General features: G+C 64.2%; 31 protein-coding genes. 19 read left to right on the top strand and 12 right to left on the bottom strand.

The features are described from left to right. Positions 1-102: 102 nt before the first annotated feature. From VOI18_RS14715 to der, 11 genes are all read left to right on the top strand, one after another. Entirely contained in the window at positions 103-522 is a 420-nt protein-coding gene (locus VOI18_RS14715) for a hypothetical protein (RefSeq protein WP_323763175.1), read from the top strand. Positions 523-530: 8 nt separating this feature from the next. Further along, positions 531-1,070, top strand: coding sequence for an RNA polymerase sigma factor (locus tag VOI18_RS14710; protein WP_323763174.1), 540 nt, complete (start codon positions 531-533; stop codon positions 1,068-1,070). Continuing rightward, positions 1,057-1,374, top strand: a complete 318-nt coding sequence (locus tag VOI18_RS14705; RefSeq protein WP_323763173.1) for a hypothetical protein — start codon at positions 1,057-1,059, stop codon at positions 1,372-1,374. The genes VOI18_RS14710 and VOI18_RS14705 overlap by 14 nt, the downstream gene beginning before the upstream one ends. A gap of 87 nt (positions 1,375-1,461) precedes the next feature. Then, the gene (locus VOI18_RS14700; RefSeq protein WP_323763172.1) at positions 1,462-2,019 is read left to right on the top strand and encodes an NnrU family protein; all 558 of its coding nucleotides are present in this window, start codon (positions 1,462-1,464) and stop codon (positions 2,017-2,019) included. Positions 2,020-2,104: 85 nt separating this feature from the next. Then, the gene (locus VOI18_RS14695; protein ID WP_323763171.1) at positions 2,105-2,491 is read left to right on the top strand and encodes a DUF6249 domain-containing protein; all 387 of its coding nucleotides are present in this window, start codon (positions 2,105-2,107) and stop codon (positions 2,489-2,491) included. A 13-nt stretch (positions 2,492-2,504) separates the two neighbouring features. Continuing rightward, positions 2,505-3,047, top strand: coding sequence for an RNA polymerase sigma factor (locus VOI18_RS14690; protein ID WP_323763170.1), 543 nt, complete (start codon positions 2,505-2,507; stop codon positions 3,045-3,047). Further along, complete coding sequence (locus VOI18_RS14685; RefSeq protein WP_323763169.1) at positions 3,044-3,385, top strand: hypothetical protein; 342 nt, start codon at positions 3,044-3,046, stop codon at positions 3,383-3,385. Before VOI18_RS14690 ends, VOI18_RS14685 begins: the two co-directional genes overlap by 4 nt. A gap of 77 nt (positions 3,386-3,462) precedes the next feature. Continuing rightward, positions 3,463-4,302, top strand: a complete 840-nt coding sequence (gene panB, locus VOI18_RS14680) for a 3-methyl-2-oxobutanoate hydroxymethyltransferase (RefSeq protein ID WP_323763168.1) — start codon at positions 3,463-3,465, stop codon at positions 4,300-4,302. Positions 4,303-4,375: 73 nt separating this feature from the next. After that, a complete protein-coding gene (locus tag VOI18_RS14675; RefSeq protein ID WP_323763167.1) occupies positions 4,376-5,161 on the top strand; it encodes a tetratricopeptide repeat protein in 786 nt (261 codons plus the stop codon). Continuing rightward, positions 5,154-6,530: a PQQ-binding-like beta-propeller repeat protein gene (locus tag VOI18_RS14670; RefSeq protein WP_323763166.1), complete on the top strand. Its 1,377-nt coding sequence runs from the start codon at positions 5,154-5,156 to the stop codon at positions 6,528-6,530. The genes VOI18_RS14675 and VOI18_RS14670 overlap by 8 nt, the downstream gene beginning before the upstream one ends. Before the next feature lie 10 nt (positions 6,531-6,540). Next, positions 6,541-8,013 (top strand): ribosome biogenesis GTPase Der, encoded by a 1,473-nt coding sequence (gene der, locus VOI18_RS14665; protein ID WP_011643143.1) that lies wholly within the window; start codon positions 6,541-6,543, stop codon positions 8,011-8,013. 6 nt (positions 8,014-8,019) lie between these two features. Here the strand turns inward: der and VOI18_RS14660 are convergent, their stop codons facing one another. The 9 genes from VOI18_RS14660 to rpsF all read right to left on the bottom strand — a co-directional run bounded on the left by VOI18_RS14660 (position 8,020) and on the right by rpsF (position 16,359). Further along, entirely contained in the window at positions 8,020-8,736 is a 717-nt protein-coding gene (locus tag VOI18_RS14660; RefSeq protein ID WP_323763165.1) for an SDR family NAD(P)-dependent oxidoreductase, read from the bottom strand. After that, on the bottom strand, positions 8,733-10,214 hold the full coding sequence (gene purF, locus VOI18_RS14655; RefSeq protein WP_323763164.1) for an amidophosphoribosyltransferase: 1,482 nt from the start codon (positions 10,212-10,214) through the stop codon (positions 8,733-8,735). Before purF ends, VOI18_RS14660 begins: the two co-directional genes overlap by 4 nt. Beyond that, entirely contained in the window at positions 10,211-10,855 is a 645-nt protein-coding gene (locus tag VOI18_RS14650; protein WP_323763163.1) for a CvpA family protein, read from the bottom strand. The genes purF and VOI18_RS14650 overlap by 4 nt, the downstream gene beginning before the upstream one ends. A 17-nt stretch (positions 10,856-10,872) precedes the next feature. Then, positions 10,873-12,249 carry a DNA repair protein RadA gene (radA, locus tag VOI18_RS14645; RefSeq protein ID WP_323763162.1) on the bottom strand — a complete coding sequence of 459 codons (1,377 nt, stop codon included), beginning with the start codon at positions 12,247-12,249 and terminating at the stop codon, positions 10,873-10,875. Between the two features lie 87 nt (positions 12,250-12,336). Beyond that, positions 12,337-13,437: an alanine racemase gene (gene alr, locus VOI18_RS14640; RefSeq protein WP_323763161.1), complete on the bottom strand. Its 1,101-nt coding sequence runs from the start codon at positions 13,435-13,437 to the stop codon at positions 12,337-12,339. Continuing rightward, a complete protein-coding gene (locus VOI18_RS14635) occupies positions 13,430-14,914 on the bottom strand; it encodes a replicative DNA helicase (RefSeq protein ID WP_323763160.1) in 1,485 nt (494 codons plus the stop codon). The genes alr and VOI18_RS14635 overlap by 8 nt, the downstream gene beginning before the upstream one ends. A 183-nt stretch (positions 14,915-15,097) precedes the next feature. Next, a complete protein-coding gene (rplI, locus tag VOI18_RS14630) occupies positions 15,098-15,727 on the bottom strand; it encodes a 50S ribosomal protein L9 (RefSeq protein WP_323763159.1) in 630 nt (209 codons plus the stop codon). Between the two features lie 12 nt (positions 15,728-15,739). Continuing rightward, positions 15,740-15,994: a 30S ribosomal protein S18 gene (gene rpsR, locus VOI18_RS14625; RefSeq protein ID WP_011643151.1), complete on the bottom strand. Its 255-nt coding sequence runs from the start codon at positions 15,992-15,994 to the stop codon at positions 15,740-15,742. 11 nt (positions 15,995-16,005) lie between these two features. After that, positions 16,006-16,359, bottom strand: coding sequence for a 30S ribosomal protein S6 (gene rpsF / locus VOI18_RS14620; protein ID WP_011643152.1), 354 nt, complete (start codon positions 16,357-16,359; stop codon positions 16,006-16,008). A gap of 241 nt (positions 16,360-16,600) precedes the next feature. Between rpsF and fabD the strand changes: the two genes are divergently transcribed. From fabD to gmk, 8 genes are all read left to right on the top strand, one after another. After that, positions 16,601-17,554 carry an ACP S-malonyltransferase gene (fabD, locus tag VOI18_RS14615; RefSeq protein WP_323763158.1) on the top strand — a complete coding sequence of 318 codons (954 nt, stop codon included), beginning with the start codon at positions 16,601-16,603 and terminating at the stop codon, positions 17,552-17,554. 3 nt (positions 17,555-17,557) lie between these two features. Further along, positions 17,558-17,842, top strand: coding sequence for a hypothetical protein (locus tag VOI18_RS14610; protein ID WP_323763157.1), 285 nt, complete (start codon positions 17,558-17,560; stop codon positions 17,840-17,842). 15 nt (positions 17,843-17,857) lie between these two features. Beyond that, positions 17,858-18,595 carry a 3-oxoacyl-[acyl-carrier-protein] reductase gene (gene fabG / locus VOI18_RS14605; protein WP_323763156.1) on the top strand — a complete coding sequence of 246 codons (738 nt, stop codon included), beginning with the start codon at positions 17,858-17,860 and terminating at the stop codon, positions 18,593-18,595. Positions 18,596-18,753: 158 nt separating this feature from the next. Beyond that, positions 18,754-18,990, top strand: a complete 237-nt coding sequence (locus VOI18_RS14600) for an acyl carrier protein (protein WP_011643156.1) — start codon at positions 18,754-18,756, stop codon at positions 18,988-18,990. 9 nt (positions 18,991-18,999) lie between these two features. Further along, positions 19,000-20,283, top strand: a complete 1,284-nt coding sequence (gene fabF / locus VOI18_RS14595; RefSeq protein ID WP_323763155.1) for a beta-ketoacyl-ACP synthase II — start codon at positions 19,000-19,002, stop codon at positions 20,281-20,283. 21 nt (positions 20,284-20,304) lie between these two features. Beyond that, positions 20,305-21,351 carry an endolytic transglycosylase MltG gene (gene mltG / locus VOI18_RS14590; RefSeq protein WP_323763154.1) on the top strand — a complete coding sequence of 349 codons (1,047 nt, stop codon included), beginning with the start codon at positions 20,305-20,307 and terminating at the stop codon, positions 21,349-21,351. A gap of 1 nt (position 21,352) precedes the next feature. After that, the gene (locus VOI18_RS14585) at positions 21,353-22,234 is read left to right on the top strand and encodes a YicC/YloC family endoribonuclease (protein ID WP_323763153.1); all 882 of its coding nucleotides are present in this window, start codon (positions 21,353-21,355) and stop codon (positions 22,232-22,234) included. Then, a complete protein-coding gene (gene gmk / locus VOI18_RS14580; RefSeq protein ID WP_323763152.1) occupies positions 22,224-22,880 on the top strand; it encodes a guanylate kinase in 657 nt (218 codons plus the stop codon). The genes VOI18_RS14585 and gmk overlap by 11 nt, the downstream gene beginning before the upstream one ends. Before the next feature lie 3 nt (positions 22,881-22,883). On the opposite strand, the gene rsmA is transcribed toward gmk, so the two are convergent. From rsmA to VOI18_RS14565, 3 genes are read right to left on the bottom strand one after another with little or no spacing between them, the layout of a single operon-like run. After that, positions 22,884-23,753, bottom strand: a complete 870-nt coding sequence (gene rsmA, locus VOI18_RS14575) for a 16S rRNA (adenine(1518)-N(6)/adenine(1519)-N(6))-dimethyltransferase RsmA (protein ID WP_323763151.1) — start codon at positions 23,751-23,753, stop codon at positions 22,884-22,886. After that, positions 23,750-24,772 carry a 4-hydroxythreonine-4-phosphate dehydrogenase PdxA gene (pdxA, locus tag VOI18_RS14570; RefSeq protein WP_323763150.1) on the bottom strand — a complete coding sequence of 341 codons (1,023 nt, stop codon included), beginning with the start codon at positions 24,770-24,772 and terminating at the stop codon, positions 23,750-23,752. The genes rsmA and pdxA overlap by 4 nt, the downstream gene beginning before the upstream one ends. Beyond that, a complete protein-coding gene (locus VOI18_RS14565; protein ID WP_323763149.1) occupies positions 24,772-26,040 on the bottom strand; it encodes a peptidylprolyl isomerase in 1,269 nt (422 codons plus the stop codon). Before VOI18_RS14565 ends, pdxA begins: the two co-directional genes overlap by 1 nt. Positions 26,041-26,078 lie beyond the last annotated feature (38 nt).

Below are 26,078 nucleotides of genomic sequence, written 5' to 3'. Positions count from 1 at the left end.
TTCTTCGACCGTCGCATCCAAACCGCCTCACGGCGGCGACACAGGAGCAAAGGCCCGCTGCATGCCGGTGCATCCAGGGGCGAGGAACAGGAGAGTGATCGGATGGATGACCTTTTTCGGAGCTATTGGTGGCTGCTTTTTCCCCTGGCGTTCTTTATCGCGGCAGGCTGGGGCAGTTTCATGCGTTACAAGCGCACCCAGGCCAAGATCGACCTGTTGAAGACCTATGCGGCGGCCGGCAAGGAACCGCCAGCCGACCTGATCGCCAAACTCGATGACTCCGATGATGGGCGGCCGGACTGGTCGGATCTGGACCAAGGGTCGCGCGGTGACAGCTCGAACTATGGTACGGGCAGCAATGCCTTCCTGGTGATCCTGTTTGCCGGTTTCTCCGCAGTGTTCGCCTATGAGGGTTACAGTGGTCTGATCGGAATGGGCGAAGTTGCCTATTTTGTCGCGATGATCTTCGCCGTCCTGTCATTTGCCTTCCTTGTGTCGTCCTTTTTCAAGGGCAAGAAGTAGGCTGATCGATGAGCTCGCAACCGACGGACGCGGCGCTCGTCGCGGCGGCCCGCTCGGGCAATGATGCGGCCTTCGCGCGGATCGTCGACCGGTATCAGGGGGCGATCCGCGCCTTCCTGCGCCGGTTGAGCCCCTATGATGCGGATGCCGATGACCTGGCCCAGGAAGTATTCCTGGCTGGCTGGACCGAACTGCGAAGATTGCGCGAACCGGAGCGGCTGAAGACCTGGCTGTTCTCGATCGCCTGGCGCAAGGCCAAGGGCCAGGCGCGGACCATGGCCCGGTCCCGCCAGCGTGATCATGACTGGCAGGCCATGCGTCCCAACAGCGAGACCCCGCAAACGGAGCGCGCCATCGCCCTGCGTCAGGCACTGGCCCAGCTGCCGACCGACCAGCGAGCGGCGGTGTCGCTCTGCCTGGGCGAAGGCTGGTCGCATGGCGACGCCTCAAAAGTCTTGGAAATGCCGCTGGGGACGGTAAAATCACACGTATTGCGAGGGCGGGCCCGTCTCGCCGGGATTTTGGGAGTCGATGATGGACAAGACTGATCCGCTTGCTGACTTCTTCGCCGCCGAAACTGTGCCGGCCGGTGACCGGGCGTTTCGCACCGGCGTCATGGAGCGCGTCGCTCGCAGGCGTCTGCGTATTGAATTGGTCTTGCGCCTGGTCGCGGGCTGCCTGCTGGTGCTCGGCCTGGCCTTGGTCTCACCGGCCTTGCAAATCATTGCCGAGACGCTGGGGCAGGAGATGTCCGGTGTCTTGCAGATCATCGCGATCGGTGGCGGGATCGCCTTTCTCGGGCATGGCTGGGTGACCCGGACGATCCGGCTGCCACGCTTGCGCCTGTTCTGATGGCAGCTGCCGCGCGCGGCGTTCGGTTTTCATCCACGACATGCCGGTGAATCGCCTATAGTCGGCCGCAGCTTCGGGGAGGCGTTCATGCTGCTATTGTCTGTGGGACTGATCCTGTTTCTGGGCGTTCATTGCCTGCGTCTTGTGCCGGGTCTGCGCGACACGCTGCAGGTCCGTCTCGGGGCGGCGCCTTACAAGTTGGGTTATACGGCTATCTCGCTGATCGGCTTCGGCCTGATCATTTACGGCAAGGTCATTGCCCATCCGACCCCATCGATCTGGACAACACCGGACTGGGGCCACCAGGCCGCTCTTTTCGCCGTCCCAGTGGGAATCATCCTGCTCACCTCCGCCTATGCGCCCGGCCATATCCGCCGCTGGGTGCGCCATCCGATGCTGGCGGGTGTTGTGGTCTGGTCCGGCGCGCACCTGCTCGCCAATGCCGAGGCGTCTGCGGTTCTTCTGTTCGGCAGTTTCTTCGTCTGGTCGCTGGTCACCTTCATCGCCGCCTGCCTCCGCGAGACGCCGCCGCCTGTCGTGAAAGGCTGGGGTGGTGACTTGACCGCCATTGTGCTGGGTTTGATAGCAGCGCTTATCATTCTGAATTTACACGGTTATTTGTTCGGCATCTCGGTGGTCGGCTAAGGCTTGCATCCAATTTTGATGCTCGCCGCATCTCATGGTCAAAGCCGGTGCACGGAGCACCCGGGCCATACGCAGGAGAAAGATCATGGACCTTACGGTCATGTTGGTATCGCTGGCACCGTTCGTCATGGTGTTGGGCATTGTCTGGGTTGCGGTGAATGCCAGTACCCAGAAACGGAAATCCACGCTGAGTACAATCGAAACCGCTATACAGGCGGGCCAGACCATGGACCCGGACACGATCCGCGCTTTGGGCATGCCGCGCAAGGACAGCAATAGCGACCTCAAATCAGGACTGATCCTGATCGCTGTGGCTGCCGCCCTTGTGGTGCTGGGCTGGACCATAGGAGCGGTCGAAGGCGACGACGAAGCCATGTACATCATGCCCGCTATCGCCGCGTTCCCGGGCTTTATCGGTCTGGTTCTCGTCGGCTTCGGCCTGATGGGACGCAAGAAAGAGGGCTCCGAGTAATCGGAGCGGGCTGATGAAGGCGTCGGACGAAGAACTCACAGCCCTGGTGGTCGCCACGAAAAACCCGGCGGCCTTCGGGGAGCTGGTCCGGCGCCACCAGGGTCTGGTTCGCGGCATGCTGAATCGCATGTGCCGCAACCATGCCCTCGCTGATGATCTGGCTCAGGACGCTTTCATTCGGGCCTATGAGAAGATCGGCAGCTTCAAGGGCACGGGCAGCTTCAAATCCTGGCTGTGCTCGATCGCCTACACCCAATTCCTGATGTCGGCGCGCAAGCGCAAGGCCACAGAGCGGGTGCTGGAAAAGTTCAAGGCCGGTGTCGAAGAGAGCGAAGCCCCCCGTGACATGGGCAATGTGGTTGATCTCGATCGAGGGCTTGCCACATTGAAGGAAGACGAGCGGATCGCGGTGGTGTTGTGTTATTCATGCGGCATGTCGCATTCGGAAGCCGCAGAGGCGACCGACATGCCGCTGGGAACGGTCAAGTCGCACGTCAATCGCGGCCGGGCCAAGTTGCAGGCGTTCTTCACGGACGCGGAGGTAATGGTGTCATGACCATGGATGATGCATTCGATGCACGGCTCAAGGCCGCCTTCGCCCAGGCATCCGAGCCGCTGGAAACGGAAACCGAGGCCGAGAAGTTCTCGCAACGTGTGGTCAAGCAATTGGCCAATCCGGATCGCAAGCGGATCCTGCTGCTCGGCGGTGCCGGCTCGACCGGATCGGCGATTGCCGGGACCCAGCTTGAATCCGTCCTCGGGCAGATCCAGGTGCCGGCCGAGGGCCTGCTCGCCAATGTCGGCTTCCTGATGGGGCCGGAGGTCATGGCCGCGGCTGCGATGGCCGTCGCGGTCGGCATGGTCGCGATGGTACTGCCGCGCCGTCTGGCCTGAGGCTTTTGCAGCGCAGCATGCTGGGCTAGGGTCCGGTCGCCACATCCGGCCAGCTGTCGTTACAAAGGCCATCTGCCATGTCTGCCCAGTCAAAGGCCCCGACCAAGGGCCGCCGCATCACTGCTCCGGACATCCGTGCCCGCAAGGGCGGTGAGCCGCTTGTCTGCCTGACCGCCTATGACGCGCCGATGGCCCGCATCCTGGATCCCCATTGTGACCTCCTGCTGGTCGGCGACAGTGTCGGCATGGTGGTGCACGGGCTGGACAGCACGGTCGGTGTGACGCTGGACATGATGATCCTGCACGGACAGGCGGTGATGCGCGGCGCCAATCGGGCGCTCGTTGCCGTCGACATGCCGTTTGGCAGCTATGAGCAATCACCCGAGCAGGCCTTTGCCAATGCCGCCCGTGTGATGGCCGAGACGGGCTGTCAGGCGATCAAGATCGAGAGCGGCACCTATGCCGCCGACACGATCCGCTTCATGGCGGCCCGCTCGATCCCGGTGATCGGCCATATCGGCCTGCGTCCCCAGGCGGCGCTGGCGGATGGCGGCTTCAAGGCGAAGGGGCGGACCCAGGCCGAGCGTCAACGCGTCATCGACGAAGCGTTGGCGACAGCGCAGGCCGGTGCCTTTGCCATCGTCATTGAGGGCGTCGCCGAGGACCTGGCGCGCGAGATCACCGAAACTGTGGATGTTCCCACCATCGGCATCGGCGCTTCGGCTGCCTGTGACGGCCAGATCCTGGTCACCCAGGACATGCTGGGCGTGTTCGACTGGACCCCGAAATTCGTCAAGCGCTATGACAATATGGCCGAACGCACGGACGCTGCCGTGTCGCAATTCGCCCGTGAAGTCCGCGACCGCAGTTTTCCCTCGCAGCGCGAGGTCTACACGATGAAGCGTTCTGACGGCTGACCTCTGTTGCCGCAGGGGGGCAGTGACGCTAGGGTCCGCCGCACATTGATTGGAATTACGGAGCCGCTTCGACGTGGTCGATATTTTTGAAGAAGTCGACGAAGAACTTCGCCGGGACAAGTATCAGGATTTGTTGCGCAAGTGGGGCCCCTGGGCCTTGGGTGCAGCCTTGGCGGTGATCGCCGGATCCGTGGCCTGGCAGAGCTTCGATGCCTGGCAGACCGGAAGCCGTCAGACGGCGTCCGACGCGTTTATTGCGGCCATGACCCATTCGGAGTCCGGAGAGCTGGCCCTGGCTGCGGCCGGGCTGGAAACGCTCGCCGAGACCGGTACCCCCGGTTATGTGTCCCTAGCCTTGATCCAGCGCGGCAATATTGCGCTTGAACAGGGCGACAATGCCGCCGCGACCGGGTTTTTCGAGCAGGCTGCAGCGCGTTCGAGTGACCCCGTCTTGCGGGACATGGCCGAGATCCGCGCCGTCTGGGCGTCCTGGGACAGCCTGTCCTTCTCGGACATTGATCTGCGTCTGACCCGTCTCGTCAACGCGGACTCGCCTTATCGTCATATCGCCCGCGAGACGATCGCGGCCGCGGCCCTGCGCTCGGACAATGATGAGCGGGCGCGGACCCAGTACCAGTTCCTGGCCTTCTCCAGCGATGCGCCGGCCGGTGTCCAGCGCCGCGCCCAGGAAGCGCTGGCGCTGATTGCCCAGCGCACGGCGATGGCCGCACCGGTTGCTGATGACGCACCGGCAGACGAATCGACGGACGGGGCTGTGCCGGCAACGCCTGTAGACGGCGCGGACGATCCCGCCACCGAAGAAGAAACCACCGATGCCGGGGATGCAGGCAATGATTGATGTAAAGCGTATCCGCACTCTTCTCGGTGTGGCCCTGATTGCCCCGCTGGCGGCCTGTTCGTCCGTCCCCAACCCGCTCGACATGATACCCGGGCGTGGCAATGACAGCGACTCTGAACGGCTGAACGGGGATGCGCCGACCGATGGCCGCGTTTCCATCCTCAATTTCGAACAGGGTCTGAACCTGGACAATGATGGCGAGCCGCGGGTCGTTGACCTGCCGCCGGCCTATGTCAACACGGTCTGGCCGCAGCCGGGCGGTTATCCGACCAATGCCGTCCAGCACACCCAGGCGAGCGGCCCGCTCGCCATCGCCTGGCGCGAGGGTTTCGGCAATGGTTCCGACAATGACCGCCGTTTGAATGCCCGCCCGGTCGTGGCCGGCGACAATGTCTACGCCATTGATGCGCGCGGTGAGGTGGTCGCGATGAATGCCGACACCGGATCGGTTGTCTGGCGTCACCGCATCGAGGCCTCGCAGCGCTATGACCGAATGTCGTTCGGCGGCGGCATCGCCTTTGATGGGGGACGTCTATACGTCCACACCGGCCTGAACTTCTTCGTCGCGCTCGATGCCGCTTCTGGCAACGAGATCTGGCGTTCCTCGACGCTGGTGCCCTTCCATGGATCGCCCACCGTCGCGGACGGCCGGGTGTTCGTGTCCAGTGACGACAATGAATTGCTGGCGCTCGACACGGATAGCGGCCAGGTGCTGTGGACCTATCAGGGTATCGTCGAGTCGGCCCGTCTGCTGACCGCGCCGAGCCCGGCCGTGCTGGGCGACATCGTCGTCGCCCCCTTTGCCTCGGGCGAGCTGATCGCGCTGCGGGTCCAGAACGGCAACCCGATCTGGCAGGACAGCCTGACCCGCGCGGGTGGCCTGACCGCCATGTCCGAGATCAATGACGTCGCCGGCAGCCCGGTCGTCGTCGATAATACCGTCTATGCGATGAGTCATTCCGGTCTGCTGGCCGCGATCTCGCTGCGGACCGGCGAACGCCTGTGGAGCCAGCCGGCCGGTGGCCTGCATGCGCCCTGGGTCGCCGGTGATTTCCTGTTCATCACCACCAGCGAAGCCGAGATCGTCTGCATCAACCGCCATGACGGTCAGGTCTACTGGATCACCCAGTTGCCGCTGTTCGAGAATGCGCGCGAGCGCAAGAACCGTCTTGCCTGGACGGGTCCGCTCATGGCCGGCGGCCGTCTGGTTGTCGCCTCCAGCCGGGGTGACATGACCGTGCTGAATGCCTTCGATGGCAGCATCATGTCCGAGCGTGATCTGCCGGGCGATGTGTTCGTGCCCCCTGTCATTGCCAATGAAACCGTATATGTCGTCACCGATGATGCGCGGATGATCGCGCTACGCTAGGCGCAAACGCATGACTGCTCACTTGCCCCGCATCGCCGTCGTTGGACGGCCCAATGTGGGAAAATCGACGCTTTTCAATCGATTGGCCGGAAAACCGCTGGCCATTGTCGACGACCGGCCGGGGGTGACCCGCGACCGACGAGAGGCGCGTGGGCGCTTGGGCGATCTGCCCCTGCTGTTGATAGACACCGCCGGATACGACGATTCCGAGAAAGACGGGCTGGATGCGGAGATGCGCACCCAGACCGAAATGGCGATCCATGATGCCGATCTCTGCCTGTTGCTGATCGACGCGCGGGCCGGGGTCACGCCGCTGGATGTGGTGTTTGCGGACGTGATCCGGCGCTCCGGCAAACCGGTTCTCCTGCTCGCCAACAAGTGTGAGGGCAAGGCCGGGGAGAGTGGCCTGATCGACGCCTTCGAGCTGGGCATGGGCGAGCCGATTGCCTTTTCCGCTGCCCATGGCGCCGGGATTGGCGATCTTTATGATGCCGTCGTCCACACGCTTGGTCCGATGGCCAAGGCAGCGCGGCGCGGCAGCAAGGATGATGGCGATCCGCCCCTGCGCATTGCGGTCATCGGTCGCCCGAATGCGGGCAAGTCGACCCTGATCAACACACTGATCGGCGAGGAACGCCTGATTACCGGTCCCGAGGCGGGCATCACCCGAGACGCCATCTCGGTGGACTGGGTCTGGGACGGGCGACGTGTCCGGCTGCATGACACCGCCGGCCTGCGCAAGCGAGGCAAGGTCGCCGACCGGCTGGAGCGGATGAGCGCCGCCGACACGCTGCGCGCCGTGAAATTCGCCGAAGTGGTGTTGCTGCTGATGGATGCCGAGCATCCGCTGGAAAAACAGGACCTTCACCTGGCCGACATGGCTTACAAGGAAGGTCGTGCCGTCGCGATCGCCGTGTCCAAGATGGACCTCGTGCCCAATCGCGAAGCCTATCTCAAGGAAATCCGGCTCGAGTTCGAACGCCTTTTGCCGCAGATGACCGGTGCGCCCGTGCTGCCAATGTCGGCCCTGAAGAAAAAGGGTCTCGACGCGATCATGCCGACCCTGGCCAAGCTGCATGAGAACTGGGACGCCAAGGTCAAGACGCGTGATCTCAATGACTGGCTGCACGAGATGACCGAGCGTCATCCACCGCCCGCCGTCAATGGCCGCCGGATCAAGCCGCGCTACATGACCCAGACCAAGGGCCGTCCGCCAACCTTCGTGTTGATGTGTTCGCGCGCGTCTGACTTGCCGGAGAGCTACAAGCGCTATCTGGTCAACGGGTTGCGAGAAGCCTTCGACCTGCCGGGTGTGCCGATCCGTCTGATCGTCAAGGCCGGCAAGAATCCCTATGTCGATGGAGACCGGGGTGGCAGTGGCACCGGCGAGAAGGCCGGCAAGCCGTCGCATCCCAACCGCACCCCCGGCCGCCCCAAAGGGCAGCGGCCGTCGATCGGTCGGGCTGCCGCGCGCAAACCCTAGGGTTTGCTAGCCGTCAAACCGGACGGTTTCACCATTGCGCGTGCAATCCGGGCTTACCAGTTCGGCGATGGTCGGCCATAGGGCGGACGGCTCCGGCAGCGTGTCCGGGTTCTCGCCCGGGAAGGCCTTGGAGCGCATCTGCGTGCGCAGGGCACCCGGATAGACCGTGTTGATCCGAATCTTCGGATTGTTGACGTGTTCATTGGCCCAGCTTTCGACCAGCGCGTCGAGCGCCGCCTTGGAGGCCGCATAGGGCGCCCAGAAGGCGCGGCGTGAACTGGCGGCACCCGACGATATGAACACCGCCCGACCGGCGTCAGAGGCCAGCAGGAGCGGCTCGAAAGCCCGGATCATGCGGGCCGGGGCCATCAGGTTGACCCCGATCACATCATGCCAGGTCTTGGACTTCACCTGCGAGGCCGGCGTCAGCACGCCCAGCGATCCGGCATTGGCGAGCAGGATATCGAGTTTTTCCCACCGTTCTGTGATCACGCCGCCCAGCTTTTCGATCCCGTCCGGACTCATCAGGTCCAGCGGTACGATGGTGCAGCTACCGCCCGCTTTCACGATGTCATCATCGAGTTCTTCCAGGCCGCCCGTTGTCCGGGCCGTGGCGATGACATGGGCACCGGCCTTGGCCAGTTCGAGCGCCATGGCGCGGCCAATACCGCGTGACGCCCCGCTGACGAGAGCGAGGCGGCCGTCAAGATCTGTCTGGGTCATGCGTCCACCAGGAAGGAGAGCTGGAATTCCTTGGCCGAGAGATCACGGTCGTGATCGGCCAGGTGCGTCGGGTATTCACCCGTGAAATAGTGATCGGCCAGCTGGGGCAGCTTGTCATTGCGGGCTGCGCCGATGACGGCCTGGTAAAGCCCGTTCACGGTCAGGAAGCCGAGACTGTCGGCCTCAAGTTTCGCCGCCATGTCCTCGACGGACATGTTGGCGGCAATCAGCTCGTCGCGGCCGGCCATGTCGATGCCGTAGAAATCGGGATGCTTGATCGGCGGGCAGGCCGAGCGGAAGTGAACTTCCAGGGCTCCCGCTTCGCGCATCATCCGGACAATCTTCAGGGAGGTCGTTCCGCGCACGATCGAATCGTCGATCAGGAGGACGCGCTTGCCTTTGACGACGGCGGCGTTGGCTGCATGTTTGCGGCGAACCGACAGGTCGCGCCGGTCCTGGGTCGGCTGGATGAAGGTCCGGCCGACGAAGTGCGAGCGGATGATGCCCAGCTCGAACGGAATGCCGGACGCTTCGGAATAGCCGATCGCCGCGGGCACGCCGCTGTCGGGTACGGGAATGATGACATCGACATCGGCCGGTGTCTCCAGCGCCAGCTGGCGTCCCATCTCCTTGCGGGCCTCGTAGACGCTGCGCCCCTCGATCACCGAATCCGGACGCGCGAAATAGATGTATTCGAAGGCGCAGATCTGGGCCGGGTGAGCCGGGGCGAAACGCTCCGACCGCAAGCCGTCCTCATTGACCACCACGGCTTCACCGGGTTCGATCTCACGTTCGAACTTGGCACCGACCATGTCGAGGGCGCAGGTTTCCGAGGCGAACACATAGGCGTCACCCAAGCGTCCCATGACCAGCGGCCGGATGCCGAACGGGTCGCGGGCGACGATCAGCCGGTCATTGACGACGGCGACGAAGGCGAAAGCCCCCTGGACCTGCTTGAGCGCCGACAGCACCCGATTGGTCAGCTTGCTCTTCTTCGACAGGGCGGCCAGGTGGAGCACCACCTCGCTGTCCGAGGTCGACTGGAAGATCTGGCCATGATTGACCAATTCCTCGCGCAGGACGCGGGCATTGGTCAGATTGCCGTTGTGGGCGAGGGCGATGCCGCCGCCGCGGACGTCGGCGAACAGCGGCTGCACATTGCGCAGCACCGAGGCGCCCTGGGTGGAATAGCGGGCATGGCCGATGGCGACGCGGCCGGGCAGGCGTTGCGGCATGTCGGGCGAGGTGAAGTTCTCACCGACCAGGCCGAGATAGCGTTCAATATGAAAACGCGACCCGTCATGGGTCGCGATACCGCAAGCTTCCTGGCCTCGATGCTGGAGCGCATGGAGGCCGAGCGCGGTCAGGATAGAGGCGTCATCGGCGCCATATACGGCAAACACGCCGCATTCTTCCTGTGGGCGATCACTCTCCGGATCGTAGGTCAGTGTGGCGGGAATGGCGCTGTGGTCGCTCATCCATCGTCTTCCTGGTCATCCGTGGTCGAACCGATGAGGTCATCTAGTCGGTTTCGGTCGCGTCTGCCATAGGAGGTGTCATTATTTCTTATTGTTTCTGCAATCGGGTCGGTGCGGCCACCGGGCAGGGGCGCGGTCGAGCCGATTCGCGAACTTTCCGGCGCCAGGGTCTGCAGGGCCCGCGCCGTTGCATTGACCAGCGGATAGATGCGCGCCTGGGTGATGCTGGCCGGCGGGCGGCCATTCTCGCCGAAAGTGGCGGCCATGAAGATCACGCCCAGGCCCAGCAGAACGAGGCCGCGCATCAGGCCAAAGGCAAAGCCCAGCGTGCGGTCGACGACATTGACGTCCTCGCCCTTGGCGAGGCCCCGGGACAGTGAACTCGTCACGAAGGTGACGGCCAGATAGATGACGATGAAGACGATGGCGCCGATCGCCAGCGGGGCCAGCCAGTCCGGATCAATCATGTCGCGCGCCGGGCCGATGAAGGCGGGCAGTGCCCACAAGGTTGCCAGCGAAGCGGCGACAAAGGCTGTCACAGACAGGGCCTCGCGCACGAAACCGCGCACCAGGGCCAGAAGGCCCGAGGCCAGAAGGATGGTCAGACCGATGCCGTCAAAGGCAGTAAGCGTTGAATCCATCGCCGCGACACTCCTAACTATTCGCCCGCCATAGCCCGCAGAGTCTGCACCAATTCGAGCGCCGTGGCCACGCCATCGACCCGGATCGGGGCGGTCTCGTCGGCTGCAGCCTGGGGAGCGATGGCTCGCGTGAAGCCAAGCTTGGCCGCTTCCTTGAGCCGCGAATCACTGCGTCCGACCGGACGAACATCGCCGGAAAGACTGATTTCTCCGTAAACGACCCCGTCGGCGGGTAGGGCGACATCGAGCGCCGAGGACACGATGGCCGCGGCGACCGCCAGATCGGCAGCCGGCTCGGTGATTTTCAGGCCACCCGCCACATTGAGGAAAATGTCGCGCCCGGCGATATCGACGCCGCAGCGTGCTTCCAGCACCGCCAGCACCATGGCCAGCCGGCCGCTGTCCCAGCCGACCACCGCCCGACGCGCGGTCCCGAAAGCGGCCGGCGCGACCAACGCCTGGATTTCGGACAGCACCGGGCGGGTGCCTTCCATGCCGGCGAAGACGGCGGCACCCGGCGTGTCGCCACCGCGACCGTCGAGGAAGAGCGAGGAGGGGTTGGTCACTTCCGCCAGACCCTTGTCGCCCATTTCGAACACGCCGATCTCGTCGGTCGGGCCAAAGCGGTTCTTGACCGCGCGCAGGATGCGGAACTGGTGCGAGCGCTCGCCTTCGAAATAGAGCACGGCATCGACCATGTGCTCGACCACGCGCGGCCCGGCGATCTGGCCGTCCTTTGTGACATGGCCGACCAGGATGACCGTGCAATTGCTTTTCTTGGCGAAGCGAACCAGCTCCTGGGCACAGGCGCGAACCTGGGCGACGGTACCGGGCGCAGCGGCGAGCTGGTCCGACCACACGGTCTGGATTGAATCAATGACCACAATGTCCGGCTTTTCCGCCTTCAACCCGTCAAGAATATCGTTCAGGGCGGTCTCCGAGGCGAGCGAGACCGGGGCGTCGGCCAGACCCAGACGTCGGGCGCGTCGGCGGACCTGGTCGATGGCTTCCTCGCCGGAGACATAGATGGCCCGCGCCTCGCTGCGGGCGATCTGGGCCATCATCTGCAGCAGTAGCGTGGATTTGCCGATCCCGGGGTCGCCGCCGACCAGAATGGCGGACCCGGGTACCAGGCCGCCACCGCAGACCCGGTCGAGCTCGCTGATGCCGGATTGCAGGCGCGCGGGTTCCGGGCTCTCCGAGCCGAGGTCGACGAGGTTCAGACGGGCGGCGCGACCACGCCGCTTGCCAGCGGTCGCTTGTGTGCCCAAGGGCGCCGAAGGCGCTTCCTCGATCAGCGTGTTCCATTCGCCACAAGCGTCACAGCGCCCGGCCCATTTGGGCTGGGCACCGCCACAGGACTGGCAGACATAATTGGTTTCAGCGCGCGCCATCGATCGGGCCTCCCTTGTTGGGGGTATACCAGCTGACCGGGGTGACAGAACAAGTCATGTGGGTGTCGCCTGTCCGACCGGTTTTCATCAGCGCAGGTAACTGCGATCGAACCGGATGCCGAGGCGCACCAGGAATTCATAGGAGATCGTCGCGGCGCTACCGGCCATGTCTTCAATGTCCGCGCCCAGGAATCGCACGGGATCTCCGGGCCGTACCGGCTCGTCCACCGCATCGATATCGACGCAGATCAGGTCCATCGAAACCCGCCCGAGGATCGGCACTCTCGCATCGCCAATCCGGCCATATCCGCCATTGCCGAAGGCCCGCAACAATCCGTCCGCATAACCGGCAGCGACGGTCGCGACCCGGCGTGGCCGGTCGGCTGTCCAGCTGGCGCCATATCCGACGTTGTCACCGGGTTGCAATGTGCGGATCTGGAGTATGGGCGCGTCGATCGTCACCACCGGTTCGAACGGCGATGTCCGCCCCGGCGCCGGCATGCGGCTGAACAGGGCGAGGCCGGGGCGCAGCATGTCGAAATGATAGCCTTGACCCAGCAGGACACCGGCGGAGTTGGACAGGCTGGCGGGTATGCCCGGAAAAGCGTGACGGATCCGCTCAAAGCGCTGCCGCTGTTGCTCGTTGAGCGGGTGGTCCGGCTCGTCGGCGCAGGCGAGGTGGCTCATGATCTGGCGCACGTCGAGGGCGTCGATGCGGGCCGGGTCGGCGAGCAAAGTCTCTGTCTCCGCCGCGTCCAGGCCCAGCCGGCTCATGCCGGTGTCGAAATGGATCGCACAGGGCAGGTCCGGCGCCAGCATGCGGAGGTCGTCCAGTTGGTGCAGGTCGTTGATGACGGGGAATAGCGAGAGTTGGCGCAATTCCTCCAGATCGGACGGCCAGAAGCCGTTGAAAACAAAAATGTCGGCCGGACGCCCGGCGAGCGCCTCGCGCGCCTCGCGGGCTTCTGATGTATGGGCAACGTAAAAACATCGGCATCCTGCATCGGCGAGGGCCGGAACCACTTCAGCGGCACCGAGGCCATAGCCATTGGCCTTCACCACCGCGCCGACAGTCGCCGTCGGAGCGAGGGTCTGCAGAGCGGCGTAATTGCGCTGGATGGCGGCGAGATCGATGATCAGTCGCGGAGCCGGACGGGGCCGGCGGGGCGTCGCCGCAGTATCAGTCATAGCCTTCGTCAAAGCGTGTTTCCAGATCGGTGAATTTGGTCAGCATGCCGTCAAAGGCCAGTTTCGCGGTGCCGATCGGACCGTGACGCTGTTTGCCGATCACCACTTCAGCAACCCGCTCGATGCGCCGGAATTCCTCTTCCCAGGCCAGGTATTCCGGCGTGTCCTCGCGCGGCTTCTCGCGTTCCTTGTAGTAGGCTTCGCGATAGACGAACAAAACCACGTCGGCGTCCTGCTCGATGGAGCCCGATTCGCGCAGATCCGAGAGCTGGGGCTTCTTGTCTTCGCGGTTCTCAACCTGACGCGACAGCTGGGACAGGGCGATCACCGGGACCGCCAATTCCTTGGCCAGGGCCTTCAGGTTCTGCGTGACCTCGGAGACTTCCTCCACCCGCGAACTGCCCGAGCCGGCCTTGGTCGAGGTGATCAGCTGCAGGTAGTCGACCACGATCAGGTCGAGGCCGTGCGTGCGCTTGAGGCGGCGCGCCCGTGCGGCCAGCGCCGAGATCGGCAGGCCACCGGTATCGTCGATGAACAGCGGCAGGCTCTGGATCTCCAGAACACCGTCGCGGATTTCCTCGTACTGTGTTGCGTCGATCATGCCTTGGCGGATCATGTAGCCGGGAATGCTGGTGTGATCGGCGATCAGACGGGTCGCCAGCTGCTCGGCCGACATTTCCAGCGAGAAGAAACCGACGACGCCGCCCTTGGTGGTCTTCTTGGTGCCGTCCGGCTGCAACTCGTGCTCATAGGCCTTGGCCACGTTGAAGGCGATATTGGTGGCCAGCGAGGTTTTGCCCATCGACGGACGTCCGGCCAGGATGATCAGGTCGGACGGGTGCATGCCGCCCAGCTTGCGATCCAGCTCCATCAGGCCGGACGAGATGCCGGCCAGTCCACCATCGCGTTCAAACGCGGCGGCGGCTGAGGCCACCGACTCGGTAAGCGCTTGCTTGAAAGACACAAAGCCGCGCGAGGTCGAGCCGGCCTCAGCGAGGTTGAACAGTTTCTGCTCGATGCCCTGGATCAGGTCGCGGGCATGGACCTCGGCGTCGGCGCTGGCCGCATTGGCGAGATCGTGGCCGATGCGGATCAGCTCGCGGCGCAGGGCCAGTTCATAGATGATGCGGGCATATTCGACGGCGGCATTGCCGGTTGCGGCGCCTTCCATCAGGACAGCGAGATAGGTCGTGCCACCAATGTCCTTGAGGCCGTCATCGCGGTCGAAATGGGTCTTCAGCACGACCGCATCGGCCAGCGAGCCTCGCCCGATCAGGTCGGTCGCGGTCTCGAAGATGCGCCCATGGACCGGGTCATAGAAATGCTCCGCCTTCAGCCAGTCGGCGACACGGTGGAACATCTCGTTGTCGTAGAGCAGGGCGCCCAGGAAGGCCTGTTCGGCATCCAGATTGTGCGGCGCCGAGTCCAGCTCGGCGACGTCGGTTTCGGCTTCGTAGGGCAGGAGTGCAGTGGTCATGCCCATTGGGATACAGAAGGCGGCGCGGCGATACACCCCCCTGATACGGCCCGGGCTGTGATTGCCCACAACTGTGTGGGCAGGCTGTGGACAAGTGTGGATAACCACCGGCGGCCGCGCAAAAGAAAACGGGCCGGTCTGATGACCGGCCCGCTTCCCTCAAACGTTTGAAGTGACAGTCGCTTACGCTTCGGTCTCTTCGCTTTCGTCTGCACCGGCGTCTTCGGCAGCTTCGCGCTGGGCAGCCAGTTCCTGGCCTTCCTCGCTGGCTTCGAAGAGCTCGGCGGCCTGGGCGTCGGCGATGGCGCGATCTTCGTCAGCCTGGGCTGCGATCACGTCTTCACCAGCGGCCTGGCGTTCGGCTTCGTCTTCCGACCGGGCGATGTTGATCGTCACGGTCACCGACACGTCGGCGTGCAGCTTGATCTTCAGCTCATGCAGGCCGAGCGTCTTGATCGGCGCGTTGAGCGCGATCTGCGAGCGGACGACCTTGGTGCCGCTTTCCGACACGATCTCGGCGATGTCACGCGAGGTGACAGAACCGTAGAGCTGACCGCTTTCACCGGCCTGACGGATCATGACGAAGCTTTCGCCATCGATCGTCTTGCCGGATTCAGCCGCTTCCGCAGCCCGTTCGGCATTGCGCTTTTCGAGGAGCTCACGCTCCACTTCAAAGCGCGCCATGTTGGCTTCGGTTGCGCGCAGTGCCTTGCCTTGCGGCAGCAGGAAGTTGCGGGCGAAGCCGGGGCGCACGGACACGACGTCACCGATGACGCCGAGGTTTTCAACACGTTCCAAGAGAACCAGTTTCATCGTCAGTTCTCCTTAATCGACCACATAGGGGAGCAGGGCCAGCTGACGCGCACGCTTGATGGCACGGGCCAGTTCACGCTGCTTCTTGGCCGAGACCGCGGTGATGCGGGACGGGACGATCTTGCCACGCTCGGACATGTAGCGAAGCAGGAGCTTGGGGTCCTTGAAATCGATCGCCGGTGCATTTTCACCGGAGAACGGGCAGACCTTGCGGCGACGCATGAACGGACGGCGCGCGGGCAGGTTTGAAATATTGCCTGATGACATCGTTCGTTCTCCTAGTTCCGCTCGCGACGACCGCGGCGATCATCCTTTTTGGTGAGGATGGCCGACGGCTCTTCGGTGTGGGCTTCAACGCGCAGCGTCATGTGACGGATGACATCTTCGGACAGGCGCTGCAGGCGCTCGAGTTCGTTGATGACGTCAGCTTCCGCGTCAATGTCGATCAGGCCGTAATGACCCTTGCGCGACTTGTTGATGCGGTAGGACAGGTTGCGAAGACCCCAGTATTCGATCTTGCCGGTCTTGCCGCCCTTTTCTTCGATCAGGGCTTTGGTCTCTTCGAGAAGAGATTCCATCTGCGCCGGAGAAACGTCCGGGCGCACGATGAAGATGTGCTCGTAAAGTGCCATGAAGGCTCCCTTCGATAACGGTTGCGGCGCATGCCTGCCGAAGGGTCGGGCAGGTCTGCGGCGGCTCCTTGCTCCTGCCGGAACACCACGTTCCGACGGTCTGAAACAAGGACCGCAACCAAGCGAAGCGCGGGCATTACCGGAAACCGCCTGCATGTGCAAGCCGCATCCCCTCTTGCGCGCGGACCATGACAGGGGCTAGTCAGCCCTCAACTAAAATCTTCATGGGGGAGGGATCGCCATGAAATTCGCTTTTGTCTTTCCGGGACAGGGTAGCCAGTCGGTCGGCATGGCGCAGGAACTGGCCGGCGAGTTCGCCAGTGCGCGGGCTGTGCTTGACGAGGTCGACGCGGCGCTGGACCAGAATCTCAGCGGCCTGATGGCCGACGGCCCCATCGAAACGCTAACCCTGACAGAGAATGCGCAGCCGGCCCTGATGGCGTCCAGCCTGGCCGTGATGGCGGTCCTCAGGGCCGAATTTGACGTAGACGTCAACGCGGCGGAGTTCGTGGCCGGTCACAGTCTTGGTGAGTATTCGGCCCTGGCCGCCGCGGGTGCCCTGTCGATCACCGACGCCGCCAAGCTGCTCAAGCTGCGCGGCCTGGCGATGCAAAAGGCCGTGCCGGTCGGTGAGGGTACCATGGCGGCGCTTCTGGGCGCTGATGAAGACCTGGCCGCCGCAGCCGTTGCCGCCGGTGCCACCGCGGGCGTGTGCGCGATTGCCAATGACAATGCGCCTGGCCAGATCGTGATTTCCGGTTCCACCGCCGCCATCGACGCCGCCATCGCCAAGGCCGGCGAGCTGGGCCTGAAGAAGGCGATGAAGCTGCCGGTCTCGGCACCTTTTCATTGCCCGATGATGCAGGCCGCCGCCGACGCCATGGCCGAGGCGCTCGCTGCCGCGACCATCAACGCCCCGTCCGTGCCCGTCGTCGCCAATGTCACTGCACGCCCGACCTCGGACGTCGAAACGATCCGCAAGCAGCTGGTCGAACAGGTCACCGGCCGTGTCCGCTGGCGCGAAAGCGTGTTGTGGATGGTCGAGGAGGCCGGCATCACCACGCTGGCTGAAGCCGGTTCCGGCAAGGTGCTCTCGACCATGCTCAAGCGGACGACCAAGGATGCCACCGGCGTCCCGCTGAATGCGGCGGCGGGGCTGGAAGCCTTTGCGGCCAGCCTCAAGGCGGAGGCCTGAGGCTTGGGCGAGGGCGCGCCCAAGGACTATTCCAAGGGCGCGATCCTTGAACGTTTGCGTCAGGCGCGCCAGGGGCGGGACGGCGAGATTATCTGGTTGGGTTGGGTGCTCGATACGGCCGCGATTTTCGTCCTCATCGCCTTTGGCTGGACCCTGGGGTCAATGCTTGTTTTTGTGGGCGCACGCTTCGTCGCTCGGGTGCCGACGCTGGTCGGTTGGGGCTACCTTGCGGCACTTGTGGGTTTCATCGTCGTGCCGATGCTGTTTCTGTTCTTTAATACGCCCTGAGTGGAGGGAAATCGAATGTTCGATCTGACTGGCAAGAGTGCTCTCGTGACCGGCGCGACCGGTGGGCTGGGCAATGCGATTGCGCGCAAGCTGCATGCACAGGGTGCCACGGTCGCCCTGTCAGGCACGCGCGAACACGTGCTGCAGGAGCTGGCCGATGACCTGGGTGAGCGCGCCCATGTCCTGCCCTGCAACCTGTCTGATGCGGCCGCAGTCGACGCCTTGCCCAAGCAGGCTGCCGAGGCGATGGGGTCTTTGGACATCCTTGTCGCCAATGCCGGCATCACCAAGGACCAGCTCCTCATGCGGATGAAGGATGAGGACTGGGATACGGTCATCAAGGTCAATCTGGAAAGCTATTTCCGCCTCACCCGTGCGGCGCTTCGCGGCATGATGAAGGCGCGGTGGGGCCGCATTGTCGGCATCACCTCGGTGGTCGGCGTGACCGGCAATCCGGGCCAGACCAATTACTGCGCCTCCAAGGCCGGGATGATCGGTTTTTCCAAGTCGCTGGCGCAGGAAGTCGCGGCGCGCGGCGTCACCGTCAACTGTGTCGCGCCGGGCTTTATCGCCTCGCCGATGACCGATGTCCTCAATGAGGATCAACGCTCCACGATTCTGGCCAAAATACCGGCCGGAGACCTGGGTAGTGGCGACGATATCGCCAATGCTGTTGTCTATCTCGCCAGTGCAGAAGCCGGGTACGTCACCGGGCAGACGCTGCACGTCAATGGCGGCATGGCGATGATTTAACTGTAGAAGTCGAACCTGCGGGCAGCGTTTCCCATTCTGGTCTTGCCGGGGGAAACATGCTAACTGCCCGCGCATCTTGGGAATGGCGACTGTTTCGCCGCTTCCCGTCCTGTCCTGCACCGCTATATTGGCGCGGTGAATCACTATGAGGGTCTGAAATGTCTGACGTTCTCGAGCGCGTTTCCAAAATTGTCATTGAGCATCTTGATGTCGAGGCCGAAAAGGTCACCGACAAAGCCAGCTTCATCGACGATCTGGGCGCCGACTCCCTGGATAATGTCGAACTCGTTATGGCGTTCGAAGAAGAATTCGACATCGAAATTCCGGATGACGCCGCAGAGCACATCCAGACGGTCGGTGACGCTGTGAAGTTCATCTCCGAGAAGGTGGGCTAACACCCCCTCATGCGCCGCGTTGTCGTCACCGGTATCGGGCTCGTAACGCCGCTGGGCTGCGGGCGGGAAGTCGTTTGGAAACGTCTTCTCGCCGGCCAGTCCGGTCTGGGTTCCATCGAGCATTTCGAGACCTCGGACCTGTCCTGCCGTGTGGCCGGGCTGGTTCCACGCACAGACGGACGCGGCGGCGGACGGGCAGGCGAGGCCGGGGTTTTCGACCCCGACAGCGTCATGAGCGTCCGCGATCAGCGCCGGATCGATGATTTCATCCTGTACGGGATCGCAGCCGCCGACGAGGCGATTGCGGACTCAGGATGGGAGCCCGCCTCTGAAGAGGAGCGGCATCGTGCCGGCGTGATGATCGGATCGGGCATAGGTGGGCTTGAAACCACCTATGAAGCCTCGGTCCTGCTGCACGAGAAGGGGCCGCGACGTCTCTCTCCCTTTGTCATTCCGGGCATGCTGATCAATCTCGCCTCCGGCCAGGTATCGATCAAGCACGGCCTGAAAGGCCCCAACCACGCTGTGGTGACGGCCTGTTCGACCGGGGCCCACGCCATTGGCGATGCGGCCCGCATGGTCGCCCGCGGCGACGCAGACCTGATGGTCGCCGGCGGCGCCGAAGCGACCGTCTGCCGTCTGGGCATCGCCTCCTTCATCGCTTGCAAGGCCCTGTCGACCGGTTTCAACGAAACGCCCGAAAAGGCCTCGCGTCCCTATGACACCGACCGCGACGGTTTCGTCATGGGTGAGGGCGCCGGTGTGGTCGTGCTGGAAGACTATGAGCGAGCCAAAGCCCGCGGCGCGACGATTTATGCCGAAGTAAAGGGCTATGGCCTGTCCGGCGACGCCTATCACATCACGGCGCCCGCCGAAGACGGCGATGGCGGTTTCCGCTCGATGTCGGCGGCGCTCAAGGATGCCGGCCTCACACCGGCCGATATCGACTATGTGAATGCCCACGGTACCTCGACACCCAAGGGTGACGAGATCGAGCTGCGCGCCGTCGAACGCCTGTTCGGCGAGGCCGCCGGCGATGTCGTGATGTCCTCGACCAAGTCGGCTGTCGGCCATCTTCTGGGGGCGGCCGGGGCGGTCGAGGCGATTTTCTCGATCCTGGCGATCCGCGACGGTGTCTGCCCGCCAACACTCAATCTGGACAATCCATCGGTCGAGACCGCGATCAATCTGGCGCCGCACACCGCTGTCAGACGCCCGGTCCGGGCCGCCCTGTCGAATTCATTCGGATTCGGCGGCACCAATGCGTCCGTGGTATTCGTCGCGGCCGAGTAAAGCGTTTTCGGGGACACCATTATGAGCGACGCGCCCGCGCCCAAGGCCAAGGCCAAATCCGGCTTGGTCCGTATTGTCATCGGACTGATCATTGCCTTGGTTGTGCTCGCCCTGGCGGCCGTAGGCACGCTCTATGGCGGCTACAAGTGGATGCAGGCCGAATTTGCCGCGCCGGGCCCCGCAGCCGAAGAGACCATCATCCTGCTGCCGCGCGGTGCCGGTCTGATCTCGATTGCCAACCAGCTCGAGACTGCCGGCCTGATCAGTGATCGCCGCATCTTTCGCGCTGCCGTGACCCTGGATGGCGGTGAAGGTGTGCTGCGGGCCGGTGAGTACCGCATTCCCGCTCAAGCTTCGATGGCGCAGATCTATGAACAGCTCCGTGTCGGCCAGACGGTGCAGTATCCCGTGACTTTCGCGGAAGGTCTGACCAGCGCCATGATCGTCGAAACGCTGAACGCCGCTGAGGTGCTGACCGGTGATATTACCGAGGTCCCCGCTGAGGGAACTCTGTTGCCCGAAACCTATCTGGTCACGCGCGGCACCTCGCGCCAGGAAGTTCTCGATCGCATGGCCGCCGCCCAGTCCGAGCTGCTGGACCGCCTGTGGGAGACGCGCGCGGAAAACCTGCCGGTGACCAGCCGCGAGGAGGCCATTATCCTGGCTTCGGTGGTCGAGAAGGAGACCGGTGTCGCGTCAGAACGCCCCGAGGTCGCGGCGGTGTTCGTCAACCGCCTGCGCCGCGGCATGCGGCTGGAGAGCGACCCGACCATCATCTACGGCATCAGCCAGGGGCGCCCGTTGGGACGCGGCCTGCGTCGCTCGGAGATCGACAATACCGAGAACGCCTGGAACACCTATCAGATCCCGCGCCTGCCGCCGACGCCGATCGCCAATCCGGGTGCCGAATCGATCGCGGCCGTGCTCAATCCGGCCGAGAGCACCGCGCTCTTCTTCGTTGCCGACGGAACCGGTGGTCACGCCTTTGCCGATACCTATGCCCAACATCAGCGCAATGTTGCGGTCTGGCGCCGGGTCGAGCGCCAGCGCCGCAATGGGGGTAATTGAGATGGGTGTGCTGTCGGGCATGACCGGCTTTGCCCGCGTAGATGGCCAGTCACCGGGCTGGACCTGGACCTGGGAGGCGCGCAGCGTCAACGGCAAGGGTCTGGAAGCGCGTTTCCGCCTGCCCAACGGCTTTGAACGGCTGGAGTTGAAGGCGCGTGAACTGGCCAAGGCCCGGTTTTCCCGCGGTAATGTCAACGCCACGCTCAACCTGCGCCGGGAAAGCGAAACCGGTGCGGTGCGGATCGACATGGCGCGCCTGCGCACCCTGCTCGACCAGGCCGCCCCGCTGCTGGACAGCGGTGCGGTCGCGCGACCGACGCTGGACGGCATGCTGGCCCTGCCGGGCCTGATCGATGCCGAGCCGGGCGAGGCCGATACCGATACGCGCAATCTCGACAAGGCCCTGCTGGCCAGCCTCGGCGAAGCCCTGGACGGGCTGCGGGCAGCGCGCCGCGCAGAAGGGGCGGCCCTGGCCGACGTGCTCGCCGGGCATGTCGACGAGATCAGCCGCCTCACCGACGAGGCCGCCGGACACGCGTCGACCCGCACCGATGCGATCCGCGACCGGCTGGCGGCCAAATTCGCCGAACTCCTGCCTGAAGGCTTGCCCGAAGACCGGTTGGCGACCGAGGCGGCGATGCTGGCGATGAAAATGGATGTGCGCGAGGAGCTCGATCGCCTGCTGGCCCACATCGTCTCGGCGCGTGACCTGCTCTCGACCGGCTCGCCTGTGGGCCGCAAGCTGGACTTCCTGTCACAGGAGTTTAATCGCGAAGCGAACACTCTATGCTCGAAGTCCTCCGATTCTTCGCTGACCGCGATCGGGCTTTCGCTCAAAAACACGGTCGATCAGTTCAGGGAGCAAATCCAGAATGTCGAGTGATGGCTACCCCGCCCCGATCTTCCGTGGCCGCCGACGCGGTGTGCTGCTGGCCCTGTCCAGCCCGTCCGGCGCCGGCAAGACGACGCTGTCCAAGCGCCTGCTGAGCCAGAACCCCGACGTCGTCCTGTCGGTCTCCGCGACCACACGAAAACCGCGCCCGGGCGAGGTGGATGGCCAGGACTATCACTTCATCTCGGTCGATGAATTCAAGAAGAAGATCGAGGACGATGAGTTCTTCGAATGGGCCGAGGTCTTCGGTCGCTATTACGGCACGCCGAAAACGCCGGTGATGGAAGCCGTCGAGGACGGGCGCGACGTGGTGTTCGATATCGACTGGCAGGGTGCCCAGGCGCTGGCTGCAGCGGCGCCGGACGATGCCGTGCGTGTCTTCATCCTGCCGCCGTCCCTGGCCTTGCTGGAAGACCGGCTTCGCAAGCGTGGCCAGGATGCGCCCGAGATCATCAAGGACCGCATGGCCCGCGCCAAGGACGAGATTTCGCACTGGCACGAATATGATTATGTCATCGTCAATGATGATTTTGCGCGGGCGCTGGAGAAGCTCAACGAGATCCTCCACGCCGAACGCCTCAAGCGGCTGCGCCATCCCTGGCTGGAAGAATTCGTCGACGCGATCATGGATCAGTAGGCGTCAGGCGCGGCTGGCCTCATAGGCGGCGCGCCAGGCGCGGGCCAGCGACTGGAATCCGGCAATATCGATCACCTCGGCCCGGTCTCCGGCATTCAACCCAGCCTCGTCCAGCAGCGCGTCGGCGCTGGTACCAGCCTGTCCGGCGGCTTGGGCGAGGCTGCGGCGCAGCGTCTTGCGACGCTGGCCGAAAGCCGAGGCGGTAATCCGCTCCAGCGCGACGACATCCTTGAACTGCCGCGCGACGGGCAGCGGATCCAGCACCACCACCGCCGATTCCACCTTGGGCGGCGGGGTGAAGGCGCGGGCCGGTATTTTCAGGGCCAGATGGGCCTGACAGCGTGATTGCGAGATCACGGCGAGGCGCCCATAGGCCTTGTCACCGGGCTGGGCGACGACCCGGTCGGCGACCTCGCGCTGGAACATCAGCACGGCACGGCGCCACCAGATCGGTTCGGCCTGCAGCCATTTGATCAGCAATTGCGTCCCGACATTATAGGGCAGGTTGGACAGGATGACCTTGTCACCGGGACCGGGCAGCAACGCCGTTTCATCCACGGCGAGGGCGTCGCCCTGTTCGACCGTCAGGCGGCCGCCCGAGGCGATATTGATCTCGTCCAGAGCGCCCAGGAAGCGGGAGTCCATCTCGACCGCGAGAAGGGAGGCCGCGCCCTCGGCCAGGATGGCGCGGGTGAGACCGCCCGGGCCCGGACCGACCTCGATCGCCTGGTCGCGGCTCATGTCGCCGGCGAGGCGGGCGATCTTGGCGGTCAGGTTGAGGTCGAGCAGGAAATGCTGCCCGAAGGACTTCTTCGCCCCCAGATCATGGCTGGCGATGACATCGCGCAGGGGTGGCAGCTGGTCGAGGCTCATGCCCGGCACTCCGCAATCCGAACCGCCTGTTCCAGTGCCGCGAGCAGGCTGTCCGGGCGGGCGAGGCCCTGGCCGGCGATAGTGAAGGCGGTGCCGTGATCGGGCGAGGTTCGCACGATGGGCAGGCCCAGCGTGATGTTCACTCCGCCGTGGAAGTCGAGCGTCTTCACCGGAATCAGGCCCTGGTCATGATAGAGGCAGATGGCAGCGTCATAGCCAGCCCGGGCCTCGGCATGGAACAGGGTGTCGGGCGGCCGCGCATCGCTGATATTGATACCGTCCTGCCTGAGGCGTTCCGCCAATGGATTGAGGTGTTCGACCTCCTCAGTGCCCAGATTTCCGCCTTCTCCGGCGTGGGGATTGAGACCGGCCAGGGCCAGCCGGGGGCTGGCGATTCCGAAGTCATGCCGAAGCGCATGGTTGGTGAGCCGGGCGATTGCGTCAACGCGCTCCGGTGTGATCAGCGACAGGGCCCGGGCGAGGGGCTCGTGTATGGTGACTAGGACGACGCGCAAGCCGCCACCGGAAAGCATCATCGCCGGTCCGCTCGGTCCGTCGACGGGGGTTTCGGCACATAATTCAGCGAGAAACTCGGTGTGACCGGGAAAGGCGAAGCCGGCCTCGTACATGACGGACTTGGCGATGGGTGCGGTCACCAGGGCGCTGGCTTGACCGTCCAGGCACAGGCGCACCCCGGTTTCGATGGCGGCCTTGATGCATGCCGCGTTGGCCGGTTCGGCGCTTCCCGGCCGGACCGCCCGGGCGAGCTTGATACCCACATCGAAAACGGGCAGGCCATCCAGTGCTGTAGCGGCCTTGCGGGTCGGGATGGGGAGTGGCTGCGGTGCCGGCAGACCGAGCGCGTGGGCGGTCGCGGCAAAGGCGTCGATATCGCCCAGTGCAATCATCGGCGGAACGGCATCGCGTTGATGCCAGTCATGCCACGCTTTCAGGATGATCTCGGGGCCGATACCGGCCGGATCACCCATCGACACGGCGACGGGTGACAGAGGCGGCATCAGTCGCGAATCTCGACCGTTGAATCGCGACGCAAATCCCGCAGCCAACGTCGGGACAGCAAGGACAATTGCTGGCCGCGCAACTGGCTTTCCAGGTCGTCGCGGGTCGGGACGCCCGGGCCCGCGATCGCGCGATCACAGATGATCAGGGCCTGCAGGCCGACGCCCGATTGCAGCACGCCGGTGTTCTCGCCTTCGTCCAGGGGCTGCAGGGCATCCCGGATGGCCGGCAGCACGGCTTCCGCCGAGATGCTGCCCAGCGGTGTATAGATGGCACCCTGGATGCGGCCGGCGACCGCCTCGGCCTGGCTGCAGGTCGGGTTGGCGTCAAGCTCGCGGGCGAAATCGCCGGCGGTCGTGTCGGTCAGGGCGCTGGTCGGTACGGTGATCTGGACGAGATCATATTGCAGCGTCGTCGTGCCATCGCGGGCACCGACGAGGGCGATGATCATGAATCCACCGGGCACCTCGATCGGGTTCGACAGCGCGCCACGGCCGCCGCTCTGCTCGTACTGGACGCGCATTTGCGGCATGATCCCGGCGACTTCCGGCTGCAACTGGGATGCCGTGATCCAGCCGATATCGCCGCCGTTTGCAGCCGACGGTGCGTCCGAGAACTGGCGGGCGAGTTCCGGGAAGGTCGCGCCTTGCTGGAGCTGGTTCATCACCGTGATGACGCGCTGGATGGTCTGTTCTTCGCTACCCGGTCCCGGCACTTCGAACAGCATCTCGAAAATGCGGAACTGAGGCTGGGAGGCACTGGCAGCAAGGCGTTCCAGGGCGAGTTCGATCTGCTGCTCGGAAATCCGGATACGTGAGCCGTAGCGGCCATTGACGATGATCTGCCAGGCAATCTCGGCTTCAAGCTGGTGCTGCAGGGTGGAAATGTCGACACCGGAATTCTGCAGGTCCTGGATGATGACGTCGATAGTGGTGTTGTTGCGGTCGGCGAGATCAAGCAGGGAGTTGCTGATCTCCGCGTCGGACACCTCGATGTCGTATTCGGCGGCCGCCTGCAGCTGCAGGTGTTCGTCGACCAGTCCGCGCATGGCCTGATCCTGGATCCGGACCAGCGTGCCTTCGTCGATCTGCGACATGCCGGTCGAGGCGATGATCAGGCGCATGCGGTTGCGCACATCCACCGTCGTGATCGGCTCGTCATTGACCAGGGCGGCGACGCCTTCGGTCGTTTGCGCGTATGCGCTGGCGGCGCTCAGCGTGGCGACACAGGCAAGCAGGGAAAGGACAATTCTTTTGGCGCAGGTCATCAGCATTCGCATGTTGGTTCGGGGGCGGAACATTACTC

It is taken from the genome of Maricaulis sp., assembly GCF_034670125.1.
Taxonomy (GTDB): domain Bacteria; phylum Pseudomonadota; class Alphaproteobacteria; order Caulobacterales; family Maricaulaceae; genus Maricaulis.
This window is presented reverse-complemented; position numbering and strand designations above follow the sequence as displayed.

Excerpts from the sequence above, each read along its gene's own strand:
- VOI18_RS14715 (WP_323763175.1), top strand. The coding sequence starts at position 103 with ATGGATGACCTTTTTCGGAGCTATTGGTGGCTGCTTTTTCCCCTGGCG.
- VOI18_RS14710 (WP_323763174.1), top strand. The coding sequence starts at position 531 with ATGAGCTCGCAACCGACGGACGCGGCGCTCGTCGCGGCGGCCCGCTCG.
- VOI18_RS14705 (WP_323763173.1), top strand. The coding sequence starts at position 1,057 with ATGGACAAGACTGATCCGCTTGCTGACTTCTTCGCCGCCGAAACTGTG.
- VOI18_RS14700 (WP_323763172.1), top strand. The coding sequence starts at position 1,462 with ATGCTGCTATTGTCTGTGGGACTGATCCTGTTTCTGGGCGTTCATTGC.
- VOI18_RS14695 (WP_323763171.1), top strand. The coding sequence starts at position 2,105 with ATGGACCTTACGGTCATGTTGGTATCGCTGGCACCGTTCGTCATGGTG.
- VOI18_RS14690 (WP_323763170.1), top strand. The coding sequence starts at position 2,505 with ATGAAGGCGTCGGACGAAGAACTCACAGCCCTGGTGGTCGCCACGAAA.
- VOI18_RS14685 (WP_323763169.1), top strand. The coding sequence starts at position 3,044 with ATGACCATGGATGATGCATTCGATGCACGGCTCAAGGCCGCCTTCGCC.
- panB (WP_323763168.1), top strand. The coding sequence starts at position 3,463 with ATGTCTGCCCAGTCAAAGGCCCCGACCAAGGGCCGCCGCATCACTGCT.
- VOI18_RS14670 (WP_323763166.1), top strand. The coding sequence starts at position 5,154 with ATGATTGATGTAAAGCGTATCCGCACTCTTCTCGGTGTGGCCCTGATT.
- der (WP_011643143.1), top strand. The coding sequence starts at position 6,541 with ATGACTGCTCACTTGCCCCGCATCGCCGTCGTTGGACGGCCCAATGTG.
- VOI18_RS14660 (WP_323763165.1), bottom strand. The coding sequence starts at position 8,736 with ATGACCCAGACAGATCTTGACGGCCGCCTCGCTCTCGTCAGCGGGGCG.
- purF (WP_323763164.1), bottom strand. The coding sequence starts at position 10,214 with ATGAGCGACCACAGCGCCATTCCCGCCACACTGACCTACGATCCGGAG.
- VOI18_RS14650 (WP_323763163.1), bottom strand. The coding sequence starts at position 10,855 with ATGGATTCAACGCTTACTGCCTTTGACGGCATCGGTCTGACCATCCTT.
- radA (WP_323763162.1), bottom strand. The coding sequence starts at position 12,249 with ATGGCGCGCGCTGAAACCAATTATGTCTGCCAGTCCTGTGGCGGTGCC.
- alr (WP_323763161.1), bottom strand. The coding sequence starts at position 13,437 with ATGACTGATACTGCGGCGACGCCCCGCCGGCCCCGTCCGGCTCCGCGA.
- VOI18_RS14635 (WP_323763160.1), bottom strand. The coding sequence starts at position 14,914 with ATGACCACTGCACTCCTGCCCTACGAAGCCGAAACCGACGTCGCCGAG.
- rplI (WP_323763159.1), bottom strand. The coding sequence starts at position 15,727 with ATGAAACTGGTTCTCTTGGAACGTGTTGAAAACCTCGGCGTCATCGGT.
- rpsR (WP_011643151.1), bottom strand. The coding sequence starts at position 15,994 with ATGTCATCAGGCAATATTTCAAACCTGCCCGCGCGCCGTCCGTTCATG.
- rpsF (WP_011643152.1), bottom strand. The coding sequence starts at position 16,359 with ATGGCACTTTACGAGCACATCTTCATCGTGCGCCCGGACGTTTCTCCG.
- fabD (WP_323763158.1), top strand. The coding sequence starts at position 16,601 with ATGAAATTCGCTTTTGTCTTTCCGGGACAGGGTAGCCAGTCGGTCGGC.
- fabG (WP_323763156.1), top strand. The coding sequence starts at position 17,858 with ATGTTCGATCTGACTGGCAAGAGTGCTCTCGTGACCGGCGCGACCGGT.
- VOI18_RS14600 (WP_011643156.1), top strand. The coding sequence starts at position 18,754 with ATGTCTGACGTTCTCGAGCGCGTTTCCAAAATTGTCATTGAGCATCTT.
- fabF (WP_323763155.1), top strand. The coding sequence starts at position 19,000 with ATGCGCCGCGTTGTCGTCACCGGTATCGGGCTCGTAACGCCGCTGGGC.
- mltG (WP_323763154.1), top strand. The coding sequence starts at position 20,305 with ATGAGCGACGCGCCCGCGCCCAAGGCCAAGGCCAAATCCGGCTTGGTC.
- VOI18_RS14585 (WP_323763153.1), top strand. The coding sequence starts at position 21,353 with ATGGGTGTGCTGTCGGGCATGACCGGCTTTGCCCGCGTAGATGGCCAG.
- gmk (WP_323763152.1), top strand. The coding sequence starts at position 22,224 with ATGTCGAGTGATGGCTACCCCGCCCCGATCTTCCGTGGCCGCCGACGC.
- rsmA (WP_323763151.1), bottom strand. The coding sequence starts at position 23,753 with ATGAGCCTCGACCAGCTGCCACCCCTGCGCGATGTCATCGCCAGCCAT.
- pdxA (WP_323763150.1), bottom strand. The coding sequence starts at position 24,772 with ATGCCGCCTCTGTCACCCGTCGCCGTGTCGATGGGTGATCCGGCCGGT.
- VOI18_RS14565 (WP_323763149.1), bottom strand. The coding sequence starts at position 26,040 with ATGACCTGCGCCAAAAGAATTGTCCTTTCCCTGCTTGCCTGTGTCGCC.